General features: G+C 62.8%; 16 protein-coding genes. 8 read left to right on the top strand and 8 right to left on the bottom strand.

From position 1 onward, the window contains the following. Window positions 1–162: 162 nt before the first annotated feature. From gpt to AC1RUK_RS09885, 3 genes are all read left to right on the top strand, one after another. Window positions 163–663, top strand: a complete 501-nt coding sequence (gpt, locus tag AC1RUK_RS09895) for a xanthine phosphoribosyltransferase (RefSeq protein ID WP_481835761.1) — start codon at window positions 163–165, stop codon at window positions 661–663. 209 nt (window positions 664–872) lie between these two features. Then, entirely contained in the window at window positions 873–1361 is a 489-nt protein-coding gene (locus tag AC1RUK_RS09890) for an NUDIX hydrolase (RefSeq protein WP_436171938.1), read from the top strand. Between the two features lie 121 nt (window positions 1362–1482). Beyond that, window positions 1483–1794, top strand: coding sequence for a PilZ domain-containing protein (locus tag AC1RUK_RS09885; RefSeq protein WP_481835762.1), 312 nt, complete (start codon window positions 1483–1485; stop codon window positions 1792–1794). Between the two features lie 66 nt (window positions 1795–1860). On the opposite strand, the gene AC1RUK_RS09880 is transcribed toward AC1RUK_RS09885, so the two are convergent. The 3 genes from AC1RUK_RS09880 to AC1RUK_RS09870 all read right to left on the bottom strand — a co-directional run bounded on the left by AC1RUK_RS09880 (window position 1861) and on the right by AC1RUK_RS09870 (window position 6771). Continuing rightward, on the bottom strand, window positions 1861–3666 hold the full coding sequence (locus AC1RUK_RS09880; RefSeq protein ID WP_481835763.1) for an ABC transporter ATP-binding protein: 1806 nt from the start codon (window positions 3664–3666) through the stop codon (window positions 1861–1863). 607 nt (window positions 3667–4273) lie between these two features. Further along, window positions 4274–5950: an NAD+ synthase gene (locus tag AC1RUK_RS09875; RefSeq protein WP_481835764.1), complete on the bottom strand. Its 1677-nt coding sequence runs from the start codon at window positions 5948–5950 to the stop codon at window positions 4274–4276. Window positions 5951–6057: 107 nt separating this feature from the next. Further along, a complete protein-coding gene (locus AC1RUK_RS09870) occupies window positions 6058–6771 on the bottom strand; it encodes a DNA-3-methyladenine glycosylase I (RefSeq protein WP_481835765.1) in 714 nt (237 codons plus the stop codon). 87 nt (window positions 6772–6858) lie between these two features. Between AC1RUK_RS09870 and AC1RUK_RS09865 the strand changes: the two genes are divergently transcribed. Continuing rightward, entirely contained in the window at window positions 6859–7419 is a 561-nt protein-coding gene (locus tag AC1RUK_RS09865) for a DUF1003 domain-containing protein (RefSeq protein WP_481835766.1), read from the top strand. Further along, the gene (locus AC1RUK_RS09860; protein ID WP_481835767.1) at window positions 7419–8015 is read left to right on the top strand and encodes a DedA family protein; all 597 of its coding nucleotides are present in this window, start codon (window positions 7419–7421) and stop codon (window positions 8013–8015) included. The genes AC1RUK_RS09865 and AC1RUK_RS09860 overlap by 1 nt, the downstream gene beginning before the upstream one ends. A gap of 3 nt (window positions 8016–8018) precedes the next feature. Here the strand turns inward: AC1RUK_RS09860 and AC1RUK_RS09855 are convergent, their stop codons facing one another. The 3 genes from AC1RUK_RS09855 to AC1RUK_RS09845 all read right to left on the bottom strand — a co-directional run bounded on the left by AC1RUK_RS09855 (window position 8019) and on the right by AC1RUK_RS09845 (window position 9505). Continuing rightward, complete coding sequence (locus tag AC1RUK_RS09855; protein ID WP_481835768.1) at window positions 8019–8606, bottom strand: hemerythrin domain-containing protein; 588 nt, start codon at window positions 8604–8606, stop codon at window positions 8019–8021. A gap of 40 nt (window positions 8607–8646) precedes the next feature. Continuing rightward, complete coding sequence (locus AC1RUK_RS09850; protein ID WP_258601477.1) at window positions 8647–9006, bottom strand: diacylglycerol kinase; 360 nt, start codon at window positions 9004–9006, stop codon at window positions 8647–8649. A gap of 79 nt (window positions 9007–9085) precedes the next feature. Continuing rightward, window positions 9086–9505 carry a GFA family protein gene (locus AC1RUK_RS09845; protein ID WP_436171946.1) on the bottom strand — a complete coding sequence of 140 codons (420 nt, stop codon included), beginning with the start codon at window positions 9503–9505 and terminating at the stop codon, window positions 9086–9088. A gap of 343 nt (window positions 9506–9848) precedes the next feature. Here AC1RUK_RS09845 and AC1RUK_RS09840 point away from each other — a divergent pair, with 343 nt between their 5' ends. The 3 genes from AC1RUK_RS09840 to AC1RUK_RS09830 all read left to right on the top strand — a co-directional run bounded on the left by AC1RUK_RS09840 (window position 9849) and on the right by AC1RUK_RS09830 (window position 12149). Next, the gene (locus AC1RUK_RS09840) at window positions 9849–10919 is read left to right on the top strand and encodes a GGDEF domain-containing protein (RefSeq protein ID WP_481835769.1); all 1071 of its coding nucleotides are present in this window, start codon (window positions 9849–9851) and stop codon (window positions 10917–10919) included. Window positions 10920–11041: 122 nt separating this feature from the next. After that, window positions 11042–11419 (top strand): antitoxin Xre/MbcA/ParS toxin-binding domain-containing protein, encoded by a 378-nt coding sequence (locus AC1RUK_RS09835; protein ID WP_481835770.1) that lies wholly within the window; start codon window positions 11042–11044, stop codon window positions 11417–11419. Beyond that, window positions 11379–12149 (top strand): RES family NAD+ phosphorylase, encoded by a 771-nt coding sequence (locus tag AC1RUK_RS09830; protein ID WP_481835771.1) that lies wholly within the window; start codon window positions 11379–11381, stop codon window positions 12147–12149. Before AC1RUK_RS09835 ends, AC1RUK_RS09830 begins: the two co-directional genes overlap by 41 nt. On the opposite strand, the gene AC1RUK_RS09825 is transcribed toward AC1RUK_RS09830, so the two are convergent. Together AC1RUK_RS09825 and AC1RUK_RS09820 are read right to left on the bottom strand one after the other, a co-directional pair. Continuing rightward, window positions 12146–12850: a hypothetical protein gene (locus AC1RUK_RS09825; RefSeq protein ID WP_481835772.1), complete on the bottom strand. Its 705-nt coding sequence runs from the start codon at window positions 12848–12850 to the stop codon at window positions 12146–12148. The genes AC1RUK_RS09830 and AC1RUK_RS09825 overlap by 4 nt on opposite strands. Before the next feature lie 197 nt (window positions 12851–13047). After that, entirely contained in the window at window positions 13048–14421 is a 1374-nt protein-coding gene (locus AC1RUK_RS09820) for a class II 3-deoxy-7-phosphoheptulonate synthase (RefSeq protein ID WP_481835773.1), read from the bottom strand. Window positions 14422–14430 lie beyond the last annotated feature (9 nt).

Here is a 14430-nt window from a genome sequence, read left to right as displayed (position 1 = left end):
AAAGAACTTGAAGCGCGTCGCATATGGCCGTTTGAATGCGACGCGCTTCAAGTCCACAGCCAATAGCTGGGACGCCCTTGCCAATGCCGGCGCTTTCCGGCTAATTCCGCGCGCATTCAATCGTGACTGCGCGCGGCGAGCGCGCCTGCGGAGTGCGCGACCATGTCTCTTCCCGAAAAAGCCTTCCCGGTCTCCTGGGACCAGTTCCACCGCGACGCCCGCGCGCTAGCCTGGCGGCTTGCAGGCGCCAGCAAGGGTCAGTGGAAGGCGATCGTCTGCATCACCCGCGGCGGTCTCGTGCCAGCCGCCATCATCTCGCGTGAACTCGGCATCCGGGTCATCGAGACGGTCTGCGTCGCCTCCTATCACGACTACACCTCGCAAGGGCAGTTGCAGGTGCTGAAGGAGATCACGCCGGCGCTGCTCGTCGACGACGGCGCCGGCGTGCTGATCATCGATGACCTCACCGACACCGGCAAGACGGCGGGCATCGTGCGCGCGATGATGCCGAAGGCGCATTTCGCGACGGTCTACGCCAAGCCGAAAGGCCGACCGATGGTCGACACCTTCGTCACCGAGGTCAGCCAGGACACCTGGATCTACTTTCCGTGGGACATGGGTTTTACGTACCAGAAGCCGATTGCCGACGACCACGCCGGCTGATTCGTCGGAAGCCATTTTTTCCACCCAGCCCGCTTCGGCGAGCACCCTTTGCTCCTCGAGGAGGATCGCAGGGCACGATATTCTGTGGAACCAGTCCGTCTTGGTGGAATTTAACCAATCCGAGTGAAGTTTTTTACTTTTAATGCCCAAGATACGTCGTAAGATTTGTCAGGCGGCAAATGATTCTGGAGGCTGGGGCAGCTTCTCCGATGTTGACGAGGCCAACGACGCACAACCACCTGGTCGAAAGAGTCCGACGACTCTTCGGCAGCGCGCCGTGCCGCCTGCAGGTTGCCGCCCTGCCCTGGCGAGAGGCCGGGAGTGGCGTTGAGATCATGCTGATCACCAGCCGCGACACCGGCCGCTGGGTGCTGCCGAAGGGCTGGCCAGAGGCCAGGGAGCCGCTTTGCGAAGCGGCGGCGCGTGAAGCCGGCGAGGAAGCCGGATTGCGCGGCACAGTCTCGCATTTCGAGGCCGGTCGCTATTTCTACGCCAAGGCACTGGCTTCCGGCGAGGAAGTGCCTTGCGAGGTGCTGGTCTTTCCGCTGCAGGTCGACCGCGTCGCCGAGCGCTGGAAGGAAAAGCGCGCGCGCACCCGCAAATGGGTAAGCTCGGCAGAGGCCGTGCGCATGATCAACGAGCCGGACCTCTGCCAGATCATCGCCCATTTCTGCGCCGATCCGCACGGATACGCCTGATCTGGAGCTGACCGGCCGAGGGGCGCCAGCCCGGCCAGACGTCGCCAGGCGCCGGGGACGAATGCTTTGCTATTGCGGCTATTGCGTCTAGAGTTGGTTTGACTGCTCTGGCGTTTTACCGATGACGAACACCGCACGACCACTCGAAAAGAATTCCGGCGAACACAAGCGCGAGCATCGCCAGCGTGTGCTCAAGGGCGGCACGATCATCACCGGCATCCAGAATTCCGAAGTCAGTTGCACCTTGCGCAATCAGCATGCTGGCGGCGCCGAGTTGAAGGTTGCTCCCGACTCGCGGGTTCCCGATAATTTCCTGCTCTACGTGCCGGTCGATGGAATTGCCTATCGCGCGGAAGTCCGCTGGCGCCGCAATGACCGCGTCGGTGTCCGCTTCACCGGCACCGCGCCGAAGCCGAAGCTGCATTACGGCTGACGCCATTCCCATCGAGGCACCCAGACCATTTCGATCCGGGTGCCGTTTATCCGGCGTCTGGCAAAATCAGACCACCAGACCCTTGGTCAATTCGAGCGCCTGACGCTCGAACAGCCGGCGGTAGATGCCGCCATTCAGCCGGATCAGCTCGCCATGCGAGCCCTCTTCGACGATGCGGCCGCGATCGAACACCAGCAGCCTGTCGAGCGCCCGCACCGTCGACAGACGGTGCGCGATAACCAGCGTCGTGCGGCCGACCATCAGCCGCTCCATCGCCTGCTGGATCAGCACTTCCGATTCCGAATCGAGGCTCGACGTTGCCTCGTCCAGGATCAGGATGCGCGCATCGGCAAGGAAGGCACGCGCGATCGCCACCCGCTGGCGCTCGCCGCCGGACAGCTTGACGCCGCGCTCGCCGACCAGCGTGCCGTAGCCCTTCGGCAGGTTGGCGATGAAGTCGTGCGCGCTGGCCAGCTTCGCGGCATGCTCGATCTCGGCCTGGCTGGCGTTCGGCTTGGCATAGGCGATGTTTTCCGCCAGCGACCGATGGAACAGGATCGGCTCCTGCTGGACAATGGCGATCTGCCCGCGCAGCGATGCCTGCGCAACCTCGGAAATATCCTGTCCGTCGATCAGGATCCTCCCGGCGCTAACGTCATAGAGACGCTGGATCAGCTTGACGAAGGTCGTCTTGCCCGAACCGGAATGGCCGACCAGGCCGACACGTTCGCCGGACGCGATCTCTACCGAGAAGTCGCGATAAAGCGGCAGCCGGTGGTTGCCATAGTGGAAGGTGACCTTGTCGAAGGTGATGCGTCCGTCACCGATGCGGATCGGTCCGGCGCCGGGCCGATCTTCGATGCCGAGCGGCTCGGACTGGAAGTCGACCAGTTCCTCCATGTCGTTGATCGAGCGCTGCAAATTGCGGATATGCGTGCCGATGTCGCGCAGATAGCCCTGCAGCACGAAGAACGAGGTCAGCACGAAGGCGACGTCGCCGGCGCTCGCCTCGCCCCATGCCCACAGCATCAGCGCCAGGCCGATCACCGCCGTCCTGAGCAGCAAGAGCATCGTGCCTTGCGTCGTGCCGTTGACGGTGCCGCGCACCCAGGTGCGGCGCGTACGCGCCCGCCACTTGGCGACGACCCTCGCCAGCCGCGTTTCCTCGCGCGCCTCGGCGCCAAAACCCTTGACCACGGCGTTGCAGCTCACCGCGTCGGCCAGCGAGCCGCCGAGGCGCGTGTCCCATGTGTTGGCAAGCCTCGCCGCCGGCGCGACATAGCCGAGCGACAGCATCGCCGTGACGGCGATGAACAGCACAGATCCGGCGGCGACCACCGCGCCCATAAACGGCCAGAACCAGCCGAGCAGCAGCGTCGAGCCGACGAGCATGACCACGGATGGCAACAATGCGATCAGGATCGTGTCGTTGAGCAGGTCGAGCGCCCACATGCCGCGCGTGACCTTGCGCACCGTCGATCCGGCAAAGCTGTTGGCGTGCCAGTCGGTCGAAAAGCGCTGGACGCGGTGGAAGGCGTCGGCGGCGATATCGGCCATCATCTTCAGCGTCAGTTCGACGATGGCCATGAAAGCGGCGTTGCGCAGCACGACCCCGGCCAGCGCCAGGGCCACCAGCATCGAAAAGGCAGCGATCGCCGCATTCCAGGCGACGTCGTCCGCCGCGGCGCTGCTGGCAACCGCATCGACCAGCCGCCCCGAATAGAGCGGCGTCAGCACGTCGGCTAGCGTCGACAAAAGGAAGGCGCCCATGATCAGCGAAAGCCGCCACGGCTGACGCCGCCAGTGGGCGAGTGTGAAGCCGAGAACGCTGCGGAAGGCGTCGGCGCGCAAGTCGAGTCGAAAACGAGCCATGATGTCATCCGGGCGCAAAAATGCCCGGTCCCGGTAAGGTAGAAATTGAAAAAACCGCGCTGGCGCCATTGGCGCCCGAAGATGCGGAGGTTCGGCATATTGGCGGCACGCCCGTAGGGGGCGGCGACCGGCAGCGGCAAATGCCTGTCCTCAGTCCAGCTCTTGTCGCGAAGGCGAACCCTCGCGGCATGCTGACCAGGACCTAGGCTTCGCGGCCTCGCATAGCGATGTCAAATCGTGGCATTCGGTTCCTCCTGAAGGGGAAGCGCGGAGGAGTTCTTATAGAGACGCCCCGGCGCATCGCCAAGTGAGGCCGTGGCCAAAAGCGCAACTGGTCCAAGCAGTGAGACGATTTTGCAACAACGGCTGGTTGCGCGCCGTTATTGCTCAGGCTGCGCGGTGCGGTCAAACCGCATACCGAAGCGGACGCCATGATCTAAGGTAAGTTGAGATTCAGGTCAGGCCGAGCCGGAGTCGAAGACGGGCGCGAAGCGACCAAACTGGGTGGTTTTCGAGAACCGGAGCGGAGCGTACTTAAGGTACGTGAGCACCGGAAGCGCAGGAAACCGGCGATTGCAGGCCGGCATCACCTGAATATCAACATGCCTTAGCCGCGATCCCTGAACCGGTTGGTGATCGGATAGCGGCGGTCGCGGCCAAAGTTCTTCCGGGTGATCTTCACGCCGGGCGCCGCCTGGCGGCGCTTGTATTCGGCGATGTAAAGCAGGTGCTCGATCTGCGTCACCGTCGCCCGGTCATGGCCGCGCGCGACGATCTCGTCGACGCCCATCTCGTGCTCGACCAGGCATTCCAGAATGTCGTCCAGCACCGGATAGGGCGGCAGCGAATCCTGGTCGGTCTGGTTCTCGCGCAATTCCGCCGACGGCGCCTTGTCGATGATGTTCTTCGGGATCACTTCGCCGGAAGGGCCGAGCGCGCCCGGCGGCACATGGCCGTTGCGCCAGCGCGACAGTGCATAGACCTGCATCTTGTAGAGATCCTTGATCGGATTGAAGCCGCCATTCATGTCGCCATAGAGCGTGGCGTAGCCGACCGACATCTCGCTCTTGTTGCCCGTGGTGACCACCATCGAGCCGAATTTGTTGGAGATCGCCATCAGAATGGTGCCGCGCGCGCGGCTCTGTAGGTTTTCCTCGGTGATGCCTTCCTTGGTGCCTTCGAACATCTGCGTCAGCGCGTGCAGAAAGCCTTCGACAGGCTCGAAGATAGGCACGATGTCGTAGCGGCAGCCGAGCGCGCGCGCGCAATCCTCGGCGTCCTTCAGCGAATCCTTCGACGTATAGCGGTAAGGCATCATCACGGCGCGCAGCCGTTCCTCGCCAAGCGCATCGACGGCAAGGGCGGCACAGATCGCCGAATCGATGCCGCCGGAAAGGCCGAGCACAACGTTCTTGAAGCCGTTCTTGTTGACGTAGTCGCGCAGGCCGAGCATGCAGGCGCGGTAATCCGCCTCCTCCCTTTCGGGGATTTTCGACATCGGCCCTTCGGAGCAGATCCAGCCGTCGGACGTCCTCTTCCAGATGGTGACGTCGACCGCCTCCTCGAATTGGCTCATCTGGAAGGCGAGCGTCTTGTCGGCACCGATGGCGAAGGACGCGCCGTCGAAGATCAGCTCATCCTGGCCGCCAAGCTGGTTTGCGTAGATCATCGGCAGGCCGCATTCGATGACCTGGCGGATGACGACCTGGTGGCGGACGTCCATCTTGGCGCGGTAGTAGGGCGAGCCGTTCGGCACCAGCAGGATCTCCGCCCCGCTCTCGGCCAGGGTCTCGCAGACGGCGACATCGCCCCAGATGTCCTCGCAGATCGGGATGCCGATGCGCACGCCGCGGAAATTGACCGGCCCCTGCAGTTCCGGTCCGGCCTGGAAGACGCGCTTCTCGTCGAACTCGCCGTAATTGGGCAGGTCGAGCTTGTAGCGCTCAGCCAGGATCTTGCCGCCATCGGCGACGATGATCGAATTGTGCGTGCCGCTCTTGCGCTTCAGCGGCGTGCCGATGATGACCCCCGGCCCGCCATCGGCCGTATCCTTGGCAAACTCTTCCGCCGCCCGTTCGCAGGACTTCAGGAACGCCGGCTTCAGCACCAGATCTTCCGGCGGATAACCGGCGAGGAACAACTCGGTGTAGAGCACGAGATCGGCGCCCTGGCGGGCGGCATCCGCCCTCGCCTCGCGCGCCTTGGCGAGATTGCCGGCGACATCGCCGACAGTGGGGTTGAGCTGGGCAACGGCGATGCGCAGTATGTCGGGCTTCTTGGTCATGCCTGCGGGTTTAGCGTGGCAGAATTCGCCGGGCAATGGCGTTCGTTTGGACCAAACCGGACTGATCGAAGGATGTCGATCGTGTTGGACCGATCGCCGATCGTGTCCTACTCGCCCATATACTCGCGCAACGCTTCGGGCGAATGGTTCTCGCCGATCGACATCGCCAGGATGCGCGAGATGTGCCGGCGCGGCAGGCCGGTTTGCGCGGCCCATGTGTTGAGCTGAGCCTGGATCTTGTCGAGGTCCTTCTTCGAGGTCGGGCTTTCGGCGATGTCGAGACCGGCATCGCGCAGCGCGGCCGCCATGTCGGCCGAGACGATGAAGGCGTCCCATTCCAGCCAGCGCAGGAAATACTGACCGGTGTTGCCGCCGAGCCGGCTGCCATGCTTGCCGAGATAGGCCATCAGCCCGACCTGGTCGTCGGCCGGCCATTGGGCGAGGAACTTGCCGAAACCGCCATGCTCTTTCGACACGCGCTCGACGAAGACGGCATTGTCGCGGACGGATTTGATCTTCTGCGGATTGCGCACGATGCGCTTGTCGGATGCCAGCTCGTGCCAGAAATCGTCGGGCTGGAACAACAGCCGCTTCGGCTCGAAGCCGAGGAAAGCTTCCTCGAAACCAGGCCATTTCTGCTCGATGACGCGCCAGACGAAGCCGGCCGCAAAGACACGCTCGGCCATGGTCGACAGGATGCGATCGTCCGTCACCTTCGCCACCGCAGCGTTGTCAGGCATGGGCCCGAGCAGCGACGCCAACGCCGCCTCCCCGCCTTTGCGTTTTGCCGCACGGGCGCGGATCTTCTGAAAATTGGCCATTTGGTCCTCGCAGGTCGCGTCAATCTACCACTTCCCGTTCGAACCGGCAGCCTCTACGTCTATCGCAGACGCTGACGGAGGCGAAACATGAACAAGACCGTCGAAGATCTGGCAAACCGCTGGCTGAAGCGAAGGCCGGATGCCTTGAGCAAGCTCGAAAGCCGGGTGCTGCAATCGACGCTCGAACGCACCACCATATCGAAGGACACCAACAAGGCCGTCGCCTTCCATCAGACGCTCGGCGACCGCGTGGCCGACACCATCGCCCGGATCGGCGGCTCGTGGTCCTTCATCCTGGGCTTCATCGCCTTTCTGATCCTGTGGACCGCAGGCAATGTCTGGCTGCTGACGCGTAATGCCTTCGACCCCTACCCCTTCATCTTCCTCAACCTGATCCTCTCCATGGTCGCGGCGCTGCAGGCGCCGGTCATCATGATGTCGCAGAACCGCCAGACCGAGCGCGACCGCATCGACGCCGCCCACGACTACGAGGTCAATCTTAAGGCCGAGATCGAGATCATGGCGCTGCACGAGAAGCTGGATGAACTGCGCCACAGCGAGATCATCGGCCTGCGCGACGAGATCTTGCGTCTGGCCGAACAGGTCAAACGGATCGACGAGAAGCTGTCGGCACGGCAACCCTCCTGATGACCGAGGCGATCCATCATCTCATCGAGCAGTATGGGCTGATCGCGGTTTTCCTCGGCTGCGTGGCCGAAGGCGAAAGTGCCGCCATCCTCGGCGGCTTCTTCGCCCATCAGCACGTTTTCGTCCTTTGGCAAGCCTTCCTGGTGGCCGCCTTCGGCGCCTTTGTCGGCGACACCTTCTTCTTCATCCTCGGCCGCAGCTTTGCCGATCATCCCTATGTCCTCAAGCTGAAGGCAAGGCCGGGATTCAGCCACGCCTTTCGTCTCGCCTCCTCGCACCCCAACATCTTCGTGCTGTCGAACCGCTACATATACGGCATGCGCCTGGTCGGCGGCATCGCCGCCGGCTTCGCCAGCATCACAGCAACGCGCTTCGTCATCCTCAATGCCATCTCGTCGCTGGTCTGGGCCGCGCTGTTCGGCACTGTCGGTTACGTCTTCGGGCTGGGTGCCGAGCGCATCGTCGGCCAGGCACTGCATCGCCACGAGCGGTTGCTCATCGCCCTGGCTATCGGTCTTGCCGTGGCCGGTCTTGCCTGGTTCCTCGCCCACCATGTTGCAGGCAAGGAACGCGCCAAGGATGCCGGGGAAACGTAACCGTCAGTCGGGGTCCAGCGCGCGATCGCCCCGGTCGAGGATCAACGGGATGATCAGGTCTTCCTCATCGGCCAGATGCCTTGTCAGCATGGCGATCAGCCGGCTGTTCTCGTCGGCATAGGCATCGGCGGCAAAGCGCTGCCTGTCCTCGCTCTCCTGCAGTGTCCGGATGAAGGCGTTCGCCGCCTCGGCATTGCGCTCCAGCCCTTCATGGATCGTGTGATGGTCAGCGTCGAGGATCTCGAAGCCGCGTTTCAGCCGCGTCTCGGCCTTGGCAAAGACCGGGAAATAGTGGTGGTCCTCGACATTGTGGTGGCCGTCGAGATTGCCGAGGAAATGGTTGAGGCGCGGCGCGAACCAGCGCGCGAAATCCGGCGCTGTCAGCTTGCCCTCGCGATAGTCGCCGATGCCCTTAGTGAGCATGCCGCCGAGTTCGCGGAACATGTCGTGCCGCTGCAGCCACATAGTGGCCATGCCGTGGATGTTGGCGTGGCCCTGCCAGATCTCGCGCGGATATTTTTCGACCAGCCAGCGCAAATCGTCTGGCAGGCTGCCTCGTTCGAGCAAGAGAAAATTGGCGGCTTCAGCCATGTCGGTCTCCTTTGGTAACCGACATGTAGGGACCGAAAGACTAGATCGGTAGTCCAGTGATGCGCTCGATGATGGCGATGCCCCAGACGCCGGCGACGATCACCACCGAAATCAGCACCGCCAAGGAGCCGCAATCCTTCGCCAGCTGGATGTCGACGTTGAATTCGCGGCTGAAGGCATCGCACGCCGCCTCGATGCCGGTGTTGAGCACTTCAACCATGATCAGAAGCAGCACCGCGCCGATCAGCAGCGCATAGCCGCGCCACGACACCGACACGAACCAGCCGAGCGGCAAGGCCAGCACCAGCAGCATCAGTTCCTGCTGGAAGGCCTTTTCGCTGGCGGCCAGCTTGCGAAACGCCCGCACCGAATTATAGAAAGCATCGATCAGCCGCTGCATACCCAACGTCCCTTTCCGAGTCACCGGCAGGGGATATCGCAACCGCTGGATCAAGGGAATAAGGCAGACCCCGCAAAAATCATTCGTCCGCTACCCTGAGCGTCGGCGTCGATTTCTCGAATTGCGGCAGTCCGTCGTCGATCGTGTAGTAGTCGCCCTTGTCGCCAACGAAGATGTGACTCTCACCTTGAAGCCCGGTCGGCGCATCGAACAATCCGGCCATGACCGAAACATAGGCGTCCTGGTGAGGCTTCCAGAACAACACCGAGCCGCATGTCTTGCAGAAGCCTCGTTTGGCGAACGACGACGCTTCGTACCAGCTGATGTTCTCGGCGCCTGCTATCGTGATGTTTTCATCGGGGACGTTGGTTGCGGCATAGTAGTGCCCACTCTGCTTGCGGCACTGCGAACAATGGCAGTAGATCACGCCGCGCAAGGCTCCCCGCGTCCTGAAGCGCACCGCCCCGCACAGGCATGATCCGCTGTGATCGTCGCTCATCTCGGCCTCCGTTTGATTTCGCTGCCAGAGTCAGTTTCGCCGGCAGGATTCCAGTTTTGCACCGGCCAGGCACAGACAAAAGCGACACCGCAAGGACGCGTTCCGAAATCCTGGCCGCCTGGTCACAAAAAAACCTCTTGCATCCTGAGGTAGAGGAAAATGCGTTGCAATGCAGCGCATTAAGGAAACTTTAGCGCGCTCGCATCTATTGTTCCTGCAAGCGGAGGTCGTGATTTGGGGACGCGTCTCTTCGTCCGTCTGGAATTTCGGTCGCACTCCCCGCATCGTCGACGTCCGGCACTCGCAGGTCCGCGGTGGCTCTTAGGGGTAGAGTGAACAGAACATGCAGCCGGCAGCCGCCCCGACCGACAGGAACACGGACATTGCAAGCACTGTCGTGGCAACCATGCGCCAGCTCGGCGTGCTGGGCCTGCCGCGCAACTACGAGATCTTCTACGAGGCGCTGAGCGGCAGCAACCATGAGCTCAGCCTCGCCGTCGTCTCGTTGAGCAACCGGCCGACGCAGGAAGACCTTGACCGCATCGGGCGCACCTTCTTTGCCCAGCATCACGGTCCGGGCATCGTCGAGCACGCCCGGGACGTCATCGCCAAGGAACTCGAGGACATCGCCTCGCTGCTGCGAAGCGAACGCACCCATATCGAGAAATACGGCAGGATCCTCGACGAGACATCGAGCGGATTGAGCAACCGCAGCCTGCTGTCGCAGGACCTGCTGCAGAAGATCGTCGGCGCCATGTCGGCCGCCACCAATTCGACGATCGACCACGGCAAGCAGGTGGCGAGCACGCTCAGCGACAAGACGGCCGAACTCGAGAGCGTCAAGTCGAAGCTCGAGGAATACAAGCGCCTCGCCGACACCGATCCCCTGACTCATATCTGGAACCGGCGCGCCTTCGACAAGGAAATCACCAAGATCTACAACAGCAACAAGGGCATCCTGTTCAACGCCCTGATCCTTGCCGATATCGACCGCTTCAAGGACATCAACGACCGCTACGGCCACCCGGTCGGCGACAGGATCATCCAGATCATCGCCGAGATCCTCCAGACCAGCATCCGCGGCGGCATGTTCGTGGCCCGCACCGGCGGCGAGGAGTTCGCGCTGATCGTCGAAGGCGCCAGCGAGGACACCACCTACGAGATCGCCGAGCGCATCCGCATGCTGATCGAGCAGACGCCGTTCACCAGCAGCCAGACCGGCACCAATTACGGCACGGTGACTGTGTCGATGGGCATCTGCATGGCATCGGAGGCCGAAAGCCCCGAGGATCTCTACACCAAGGCCGACCGGGCGCTCTATCGTTCGAAGGTCAGCGGGCGCAACCGCGTCACCCGGCATTCGGCGATGGCCAGCCGCGCCGGCAAGAGCTGGCTGCTCTACAAGAAGGACTGAGGCATCGCGCGGCCCCTTCTGCGACGGGGATTGCCCGCCAGAATTCAGAAAAATTGTTGCCGCCACCTTTCCATGTAAATTTTTGTGTCCTATATTTTCCATGGAAATGGAAAACCACGCTTATGATACAGCCTCAAATCGCTGCAACCGCAGCCGAGAACGCGGTTCTCACCAAGGCAACGCTGCGCGCCGCTGAACTGCTCGACGTCACCGCCAGGGTACTGGCTTCGATCATCGGGGTTTCGGAAGCCACGGTTTCGCGCATGCGCAGGCAGGAATTCCTGCTGGAGCGCGGCACCAAGCCATTCGAGCTTGCGGTGTTGTTCGTCCGCCTGTTCCGTTCGCTCGACGCCATTGTCGGCGGCGACGAGACGATCGCCCGGGCATGGCTGAAGAATGCCAACACGGCCTTCGATGGCGCGCCCGTCGAGAAAATCCAGACAATATCAGGGCTCGTCGATGTCATCGCCTATCTGGACTCCCGCCGCGCTCTCGTCTGAGGCCGTTCCACTCGACGGCAAGTACTGGCGCGTGGTCGAGGCGCAGCACCGCGTCTCGACCTTGAAGGTCGTCGATACGCTCGACGAACAGGCCCTGCTCGAGGATCTGATCGAGGAGACCAAGCCGCAAATCCCGCTCGAATGCCGGCATCTCCATTATCTGTTGGCGACGCCTTTCCGCTACGGTTCGGTCTACCCGCACGGATCGCGCTTCCGCCGCGCCGGCAGGACCTTGGGCGTCTATTATGCCGCCGAAACGATGCTGACGGCGGTCGCCGAAATGGCCTTCTACCGTTTGCTGTTCTTCGCGGAATCGCCTGACACGCCCTGGCCGCGCGACGCCGCCGACTACACCGCCTTCGCCGCCGCCATCAAATGTGCCAACGCCATCGACCTGACACGACCGCCGCTCGATCGCGACCAGGTCGCATGGACGCATCCGACCGACTACAGTGCTTGCCAGGCGATCGCCGACGTCGCGCGCGAGGCCGGGCTGCAGGCGATCCGCTACCGCTCGGCGCGCGACCCGAAAGGCGCCAACATCGCGCTGCTGACCTGCAAGGGTTTTGCCAAGGCAAAGCCGCTGGAGCCGCAAACCTGGCGCATCCGCCTCGGCGCCTTCGGCGTGCAGGCGATCTGCGAATTCCCCGAAAAGCGCATCGAGTTCTCCAGGACGGCTTTTTCCGACCCGAGGCTCGCCGGCCTACGCTGGGACCGCGGGCGGCTTTAAGCTAGTATGTTGACGGCTCGCGCGGCCACCAGCGCAATCGTCAGCAGCGAGATCATCGCCTCCGCCATCATCAACAACTTGGCGCGCTTGGACAGCGGCAAGGTGTCGGTGGGCGAGAATGCCGTCGCATTGGTGAACGCCAGGAACACATAGTCGACGAAACCGGGCAGCCAGTCGCGGATTTCGCGATCTGGCAGCGTCATTTGCGGGAACAGGAAGTCGGCCTGCGCACGCTTGACGAGGCCACAGGTCGGCGGTCCGCCCCGGTCGGTGCTCCAGAACCAGAGCGCAAAGACGATGACATTGGTGACCCAGATATTCAGCGCGTCGACAAGAAGCGTCGTTCCGGCGCCGGCGTGGCCCTCCAGCAGCGCGCGCACCAGGAAGGCCAGCGCACCGCAATTCATGATGCTGATGACGCCGGTCATCACCAGCGCCATCCGACGGATGAACACGCGAAACCGGCCGATCGTGTACCAGTGATCGTGCTCGACGGCCCTCTGGGTTGCCATTTGCGTCCAGGCCGTTGCGATCGAGAGAGGGATGAGCAGCGTCGCTTCGATCGAGGGAGCCAGCCAGCGTGGGCCGAACGAAAGATCGTTGATGACGAGAAGCTGCAGACAGATGATGACGAGGATCGCGGCGCGCGCCGACCAGAAATCAAGCGCGCGGTGGTGAATGATGGCATGCTCGTGGCGCATGGTGCTGGCGATCGCATCGAGAGGGCTCGGAGTTCGCCGTGCGTTCCGCCTCAATCCTGGCTTTGCGATGGTCGTGTGAGAACACATTTTCGTAAGCACTGATGTGATCGCGGCCCGTCATGCATCGCGGCGAAAACGAAAAAAGCGCCGGATTTCTCCAGCGCTTCTTCTTCAATCCATTCTGCTTGCAGGCAAACTCAGCCGTTGGCGGCCTGCTTCTGCTGGACCGGATGGCTCTTCTTGAGCAGGTCCGAGACCAGGAAGGCCAGCTCGATCGCCTGGTCGGCATTGAGGCGCGGATCGCAATGCGTGTGGTAGCGATCCTGCAATTCCTCGGCGGTGATGGCACGGGCGCCACCGGTGCATTCGGTGACGTTCTTGCCGGTCATCTCGACATGGATGCCGCCCGGATGCGTGCCTTCGGCGCGGTGCACCTCGAAGAAGGTCTGCACCTCCTTCAGGATGCGGTCGAACGGCCGCGTCTTGTAGCCGGCAGCCTCGATCGTGTTGCCGTGCATCGGGTCGGATGACCACACCACGCTGCGGCCTTCCTTCTGCACCGCCCGCACCAGCTTCGGCAGATGGTCGGCGACCTTGTCGGAACCAAAGCGCGCGATCAGCGTCAGCCGCCCCGGTTCGTTTTCCGGATTGAGCAGGTCGATCAGCTCCAGCAGACCGTCCGACGTCAGTGACGGACCGCATTTCAGGCCGAGCGGGTTCTTGATGCCGCGGCAATATTCGACATGCGCATGGTCGGGCTGGCGCGTGCGGTCGCCGATCCAGATCATGTGGCCCGACGTGGCGTACCAATCGCCCGAGGTCGAATCGACGCGGGTCAGCGCCTCCTCGTAGCCGAGCAGCAGCGCCTCGTGGCTGGTGTAGAAATCCGTCTCGCGCAGCGCGAAATTGGTTTCGGACGTGATGCCGACCGCGCGCATGAAATCCATCGTCTCAGTGATGCGGTTCGCCAGCGATTCGTATTTCTCGCCTTGCGGGCTGTCGGAGACGAAGCCCAGCATCCAGCTATGTACGTTCTCCAGGCTGGCATAGCCGCCCTGCGCGAAGGCGCGCAAAAGGTTGAGCGTCGCCGCCGACTGGCGGTACGCCATCTCCTGCCGGGCCGGATCGGGAATGCGCGACTTGGCGTCGAACTCGATACCGTTGATGATGTCGCCGCGGTAGCTCGGCAGCGTCACCTCGCCCTTGGTCTCGTTGTCGGACGAGCGCGGCTTTGCGAACTGGCCGGCGACACGGCCAACCTTCACCACCGGCTGTGCGCCGGCGAAGGTCAGCACCACCGACATCTGCAGGAAGACACGGAAGAAGTCGCGGATATTGTCCGCGCCGTGCTCGGCAAAACTCTCGGCGCAATCGCCGCCCTGGAGGAGGAATGCGTCACCGGCTGCGACAGCCGCAAGCTGCTTCTTCAGCTTGCGCGCCTCACCTGCAAAAACCAGCGGCGGAAAGGTGGCGATCTGGGCTTCCGTGTTCTTCAGCGTGGCAAGGTCCGGATAAGCAGGAACCTGCTTGATCGGCTTTGCCCTCCAGGAATTCGGCGACCATTTCGTCATCGTTGCACC

Source organism: Mesorhizobium monacense, from assembly GCF_056781675.1.
The sequence above is the reverse complement of the archived record's forward strand: the minus strand, read 5'-3'. Positions and strand labels throughout refer to the sequence as shown.

Excerpts from the sequence above, each read along its gene's own strand:
- AC1RUK_RS09855 (WP_481835768.1), bottom strand. The coding sequence starts at position 8,606 with ATGGCTGAAGCCGCCAATTTTCTCTTGCTCGAACGAGGCAGCCTGCCA.
- gpt (WP_481835761.1), top strand. The coding sequence starts at position 163 with ATGTCTCTTCCCGAAAAAGCCTTCCCGGTCTCCTGGGACCAGTTCCAC.
- AC1RUK_RS09885 (WP_481835762.1), top strand. The coding sequence starts at position 1,483 with ATGACGAACACCGCACGACCACTCGAAAAGAATTCCGGCGAACACAAG.
- AC1RUK_RS09875 (WP_481835764.1), bottom strand. The coding sequence starts at position 5,950 with ATGACCAAGAAGCCCGACATACTGCGCATCGCCGTTGCCCAGCTCAAC.
- AC1RUK_RS09835 (WP_481835770.1), top strand. The coding sequence starts at position 11,042 with ATGATACAGCCTCAAATCGCTGCAACCGCAGCCGAGAACGCGGTTCTC.
- AC1RUK_RS09825 (WP_481835772.1), bottom strand. The coding sequence starts at position 12,850 with ATGCGCCACGAGCATGCCATCATTCACCACCGCGCGCTTGATTTCTGG.
- AC1RUK_RS09850 (WP_258601477.1), bottom strand. The coding sequence starts at position 9,006 with ATGCAGCGGCTGATCGATGCTTTCTATAATTCGGTGCGGGCGTTTCGC.
- AC1RUK_RS09820 (WP_481835773.1), bottom strand. The coding sequence starts at position 14,421 with ATGACGAAATGGTCGCCGAATTCCTGGAGGGCAAAGCCGATCAAGCAG.
- AC1RUK_RS09840 (WP_481835769.1), top strand. The coding sequence starts at position 9,849 with ATGCAGCCGGCAGCCGCCCCGACCGACAGGAACACGGACATTGCAAGC.
- AC1RUK_RS09845 (WP_436171946.1), bottom strand. The coding sequence starts at position 9,505 with ATGAGCGACGATCACAGCGGATCATGCCTGTGCGGGGCGGTGCGCTTC.
- AC1RUK_RS09830 (WP_481835771.1), top strand. The coding sequence starts at position 11,379 with ATGTCATCGCCTATCTGGACTCCCGCCGCGCTCTCGTCTGAGGCCGTT.
- AC1RUK_RS09880 (WP_481835763.1), bottom strand. The coding sequence starts at position 3,666 with ATGGCTCGTTTTCGACTCGACTTGCGCGCCGACGCCTTCCGCAGCGTT.
- AC1RUK_RS09860 (WP_481835767.1), top strand. The coding sequence starts at position 7,419 with ATGACCGAGGCGATCCATCATCTCATCGAGCAGTATGGGCTGATCGCG.
- AC1RUK_RS09870 (WP_481835765.1), bottom strand. The coding sequence starts at position 6,771 with ATGGCCAATTTTCAGAAGATCCGCGCCCGTGCGGCAAAACGCAAAGGC.
- AC1RUK_RS09890 (WP_436171938.1), top strand. The coding sequence starts at position 873 with ATGTTGACGAGGCCAACGACGCACAACCACCTGGTCGAAAGAGTCCGA.
- AC1RUK_RS09865 (WP_481835766.1), top strand. The coding sequence starts at position 6,859 with ATGAACAAGACCGTCGAAGATCTGGCAAACCGCTGGCTGAAGCGAAGG.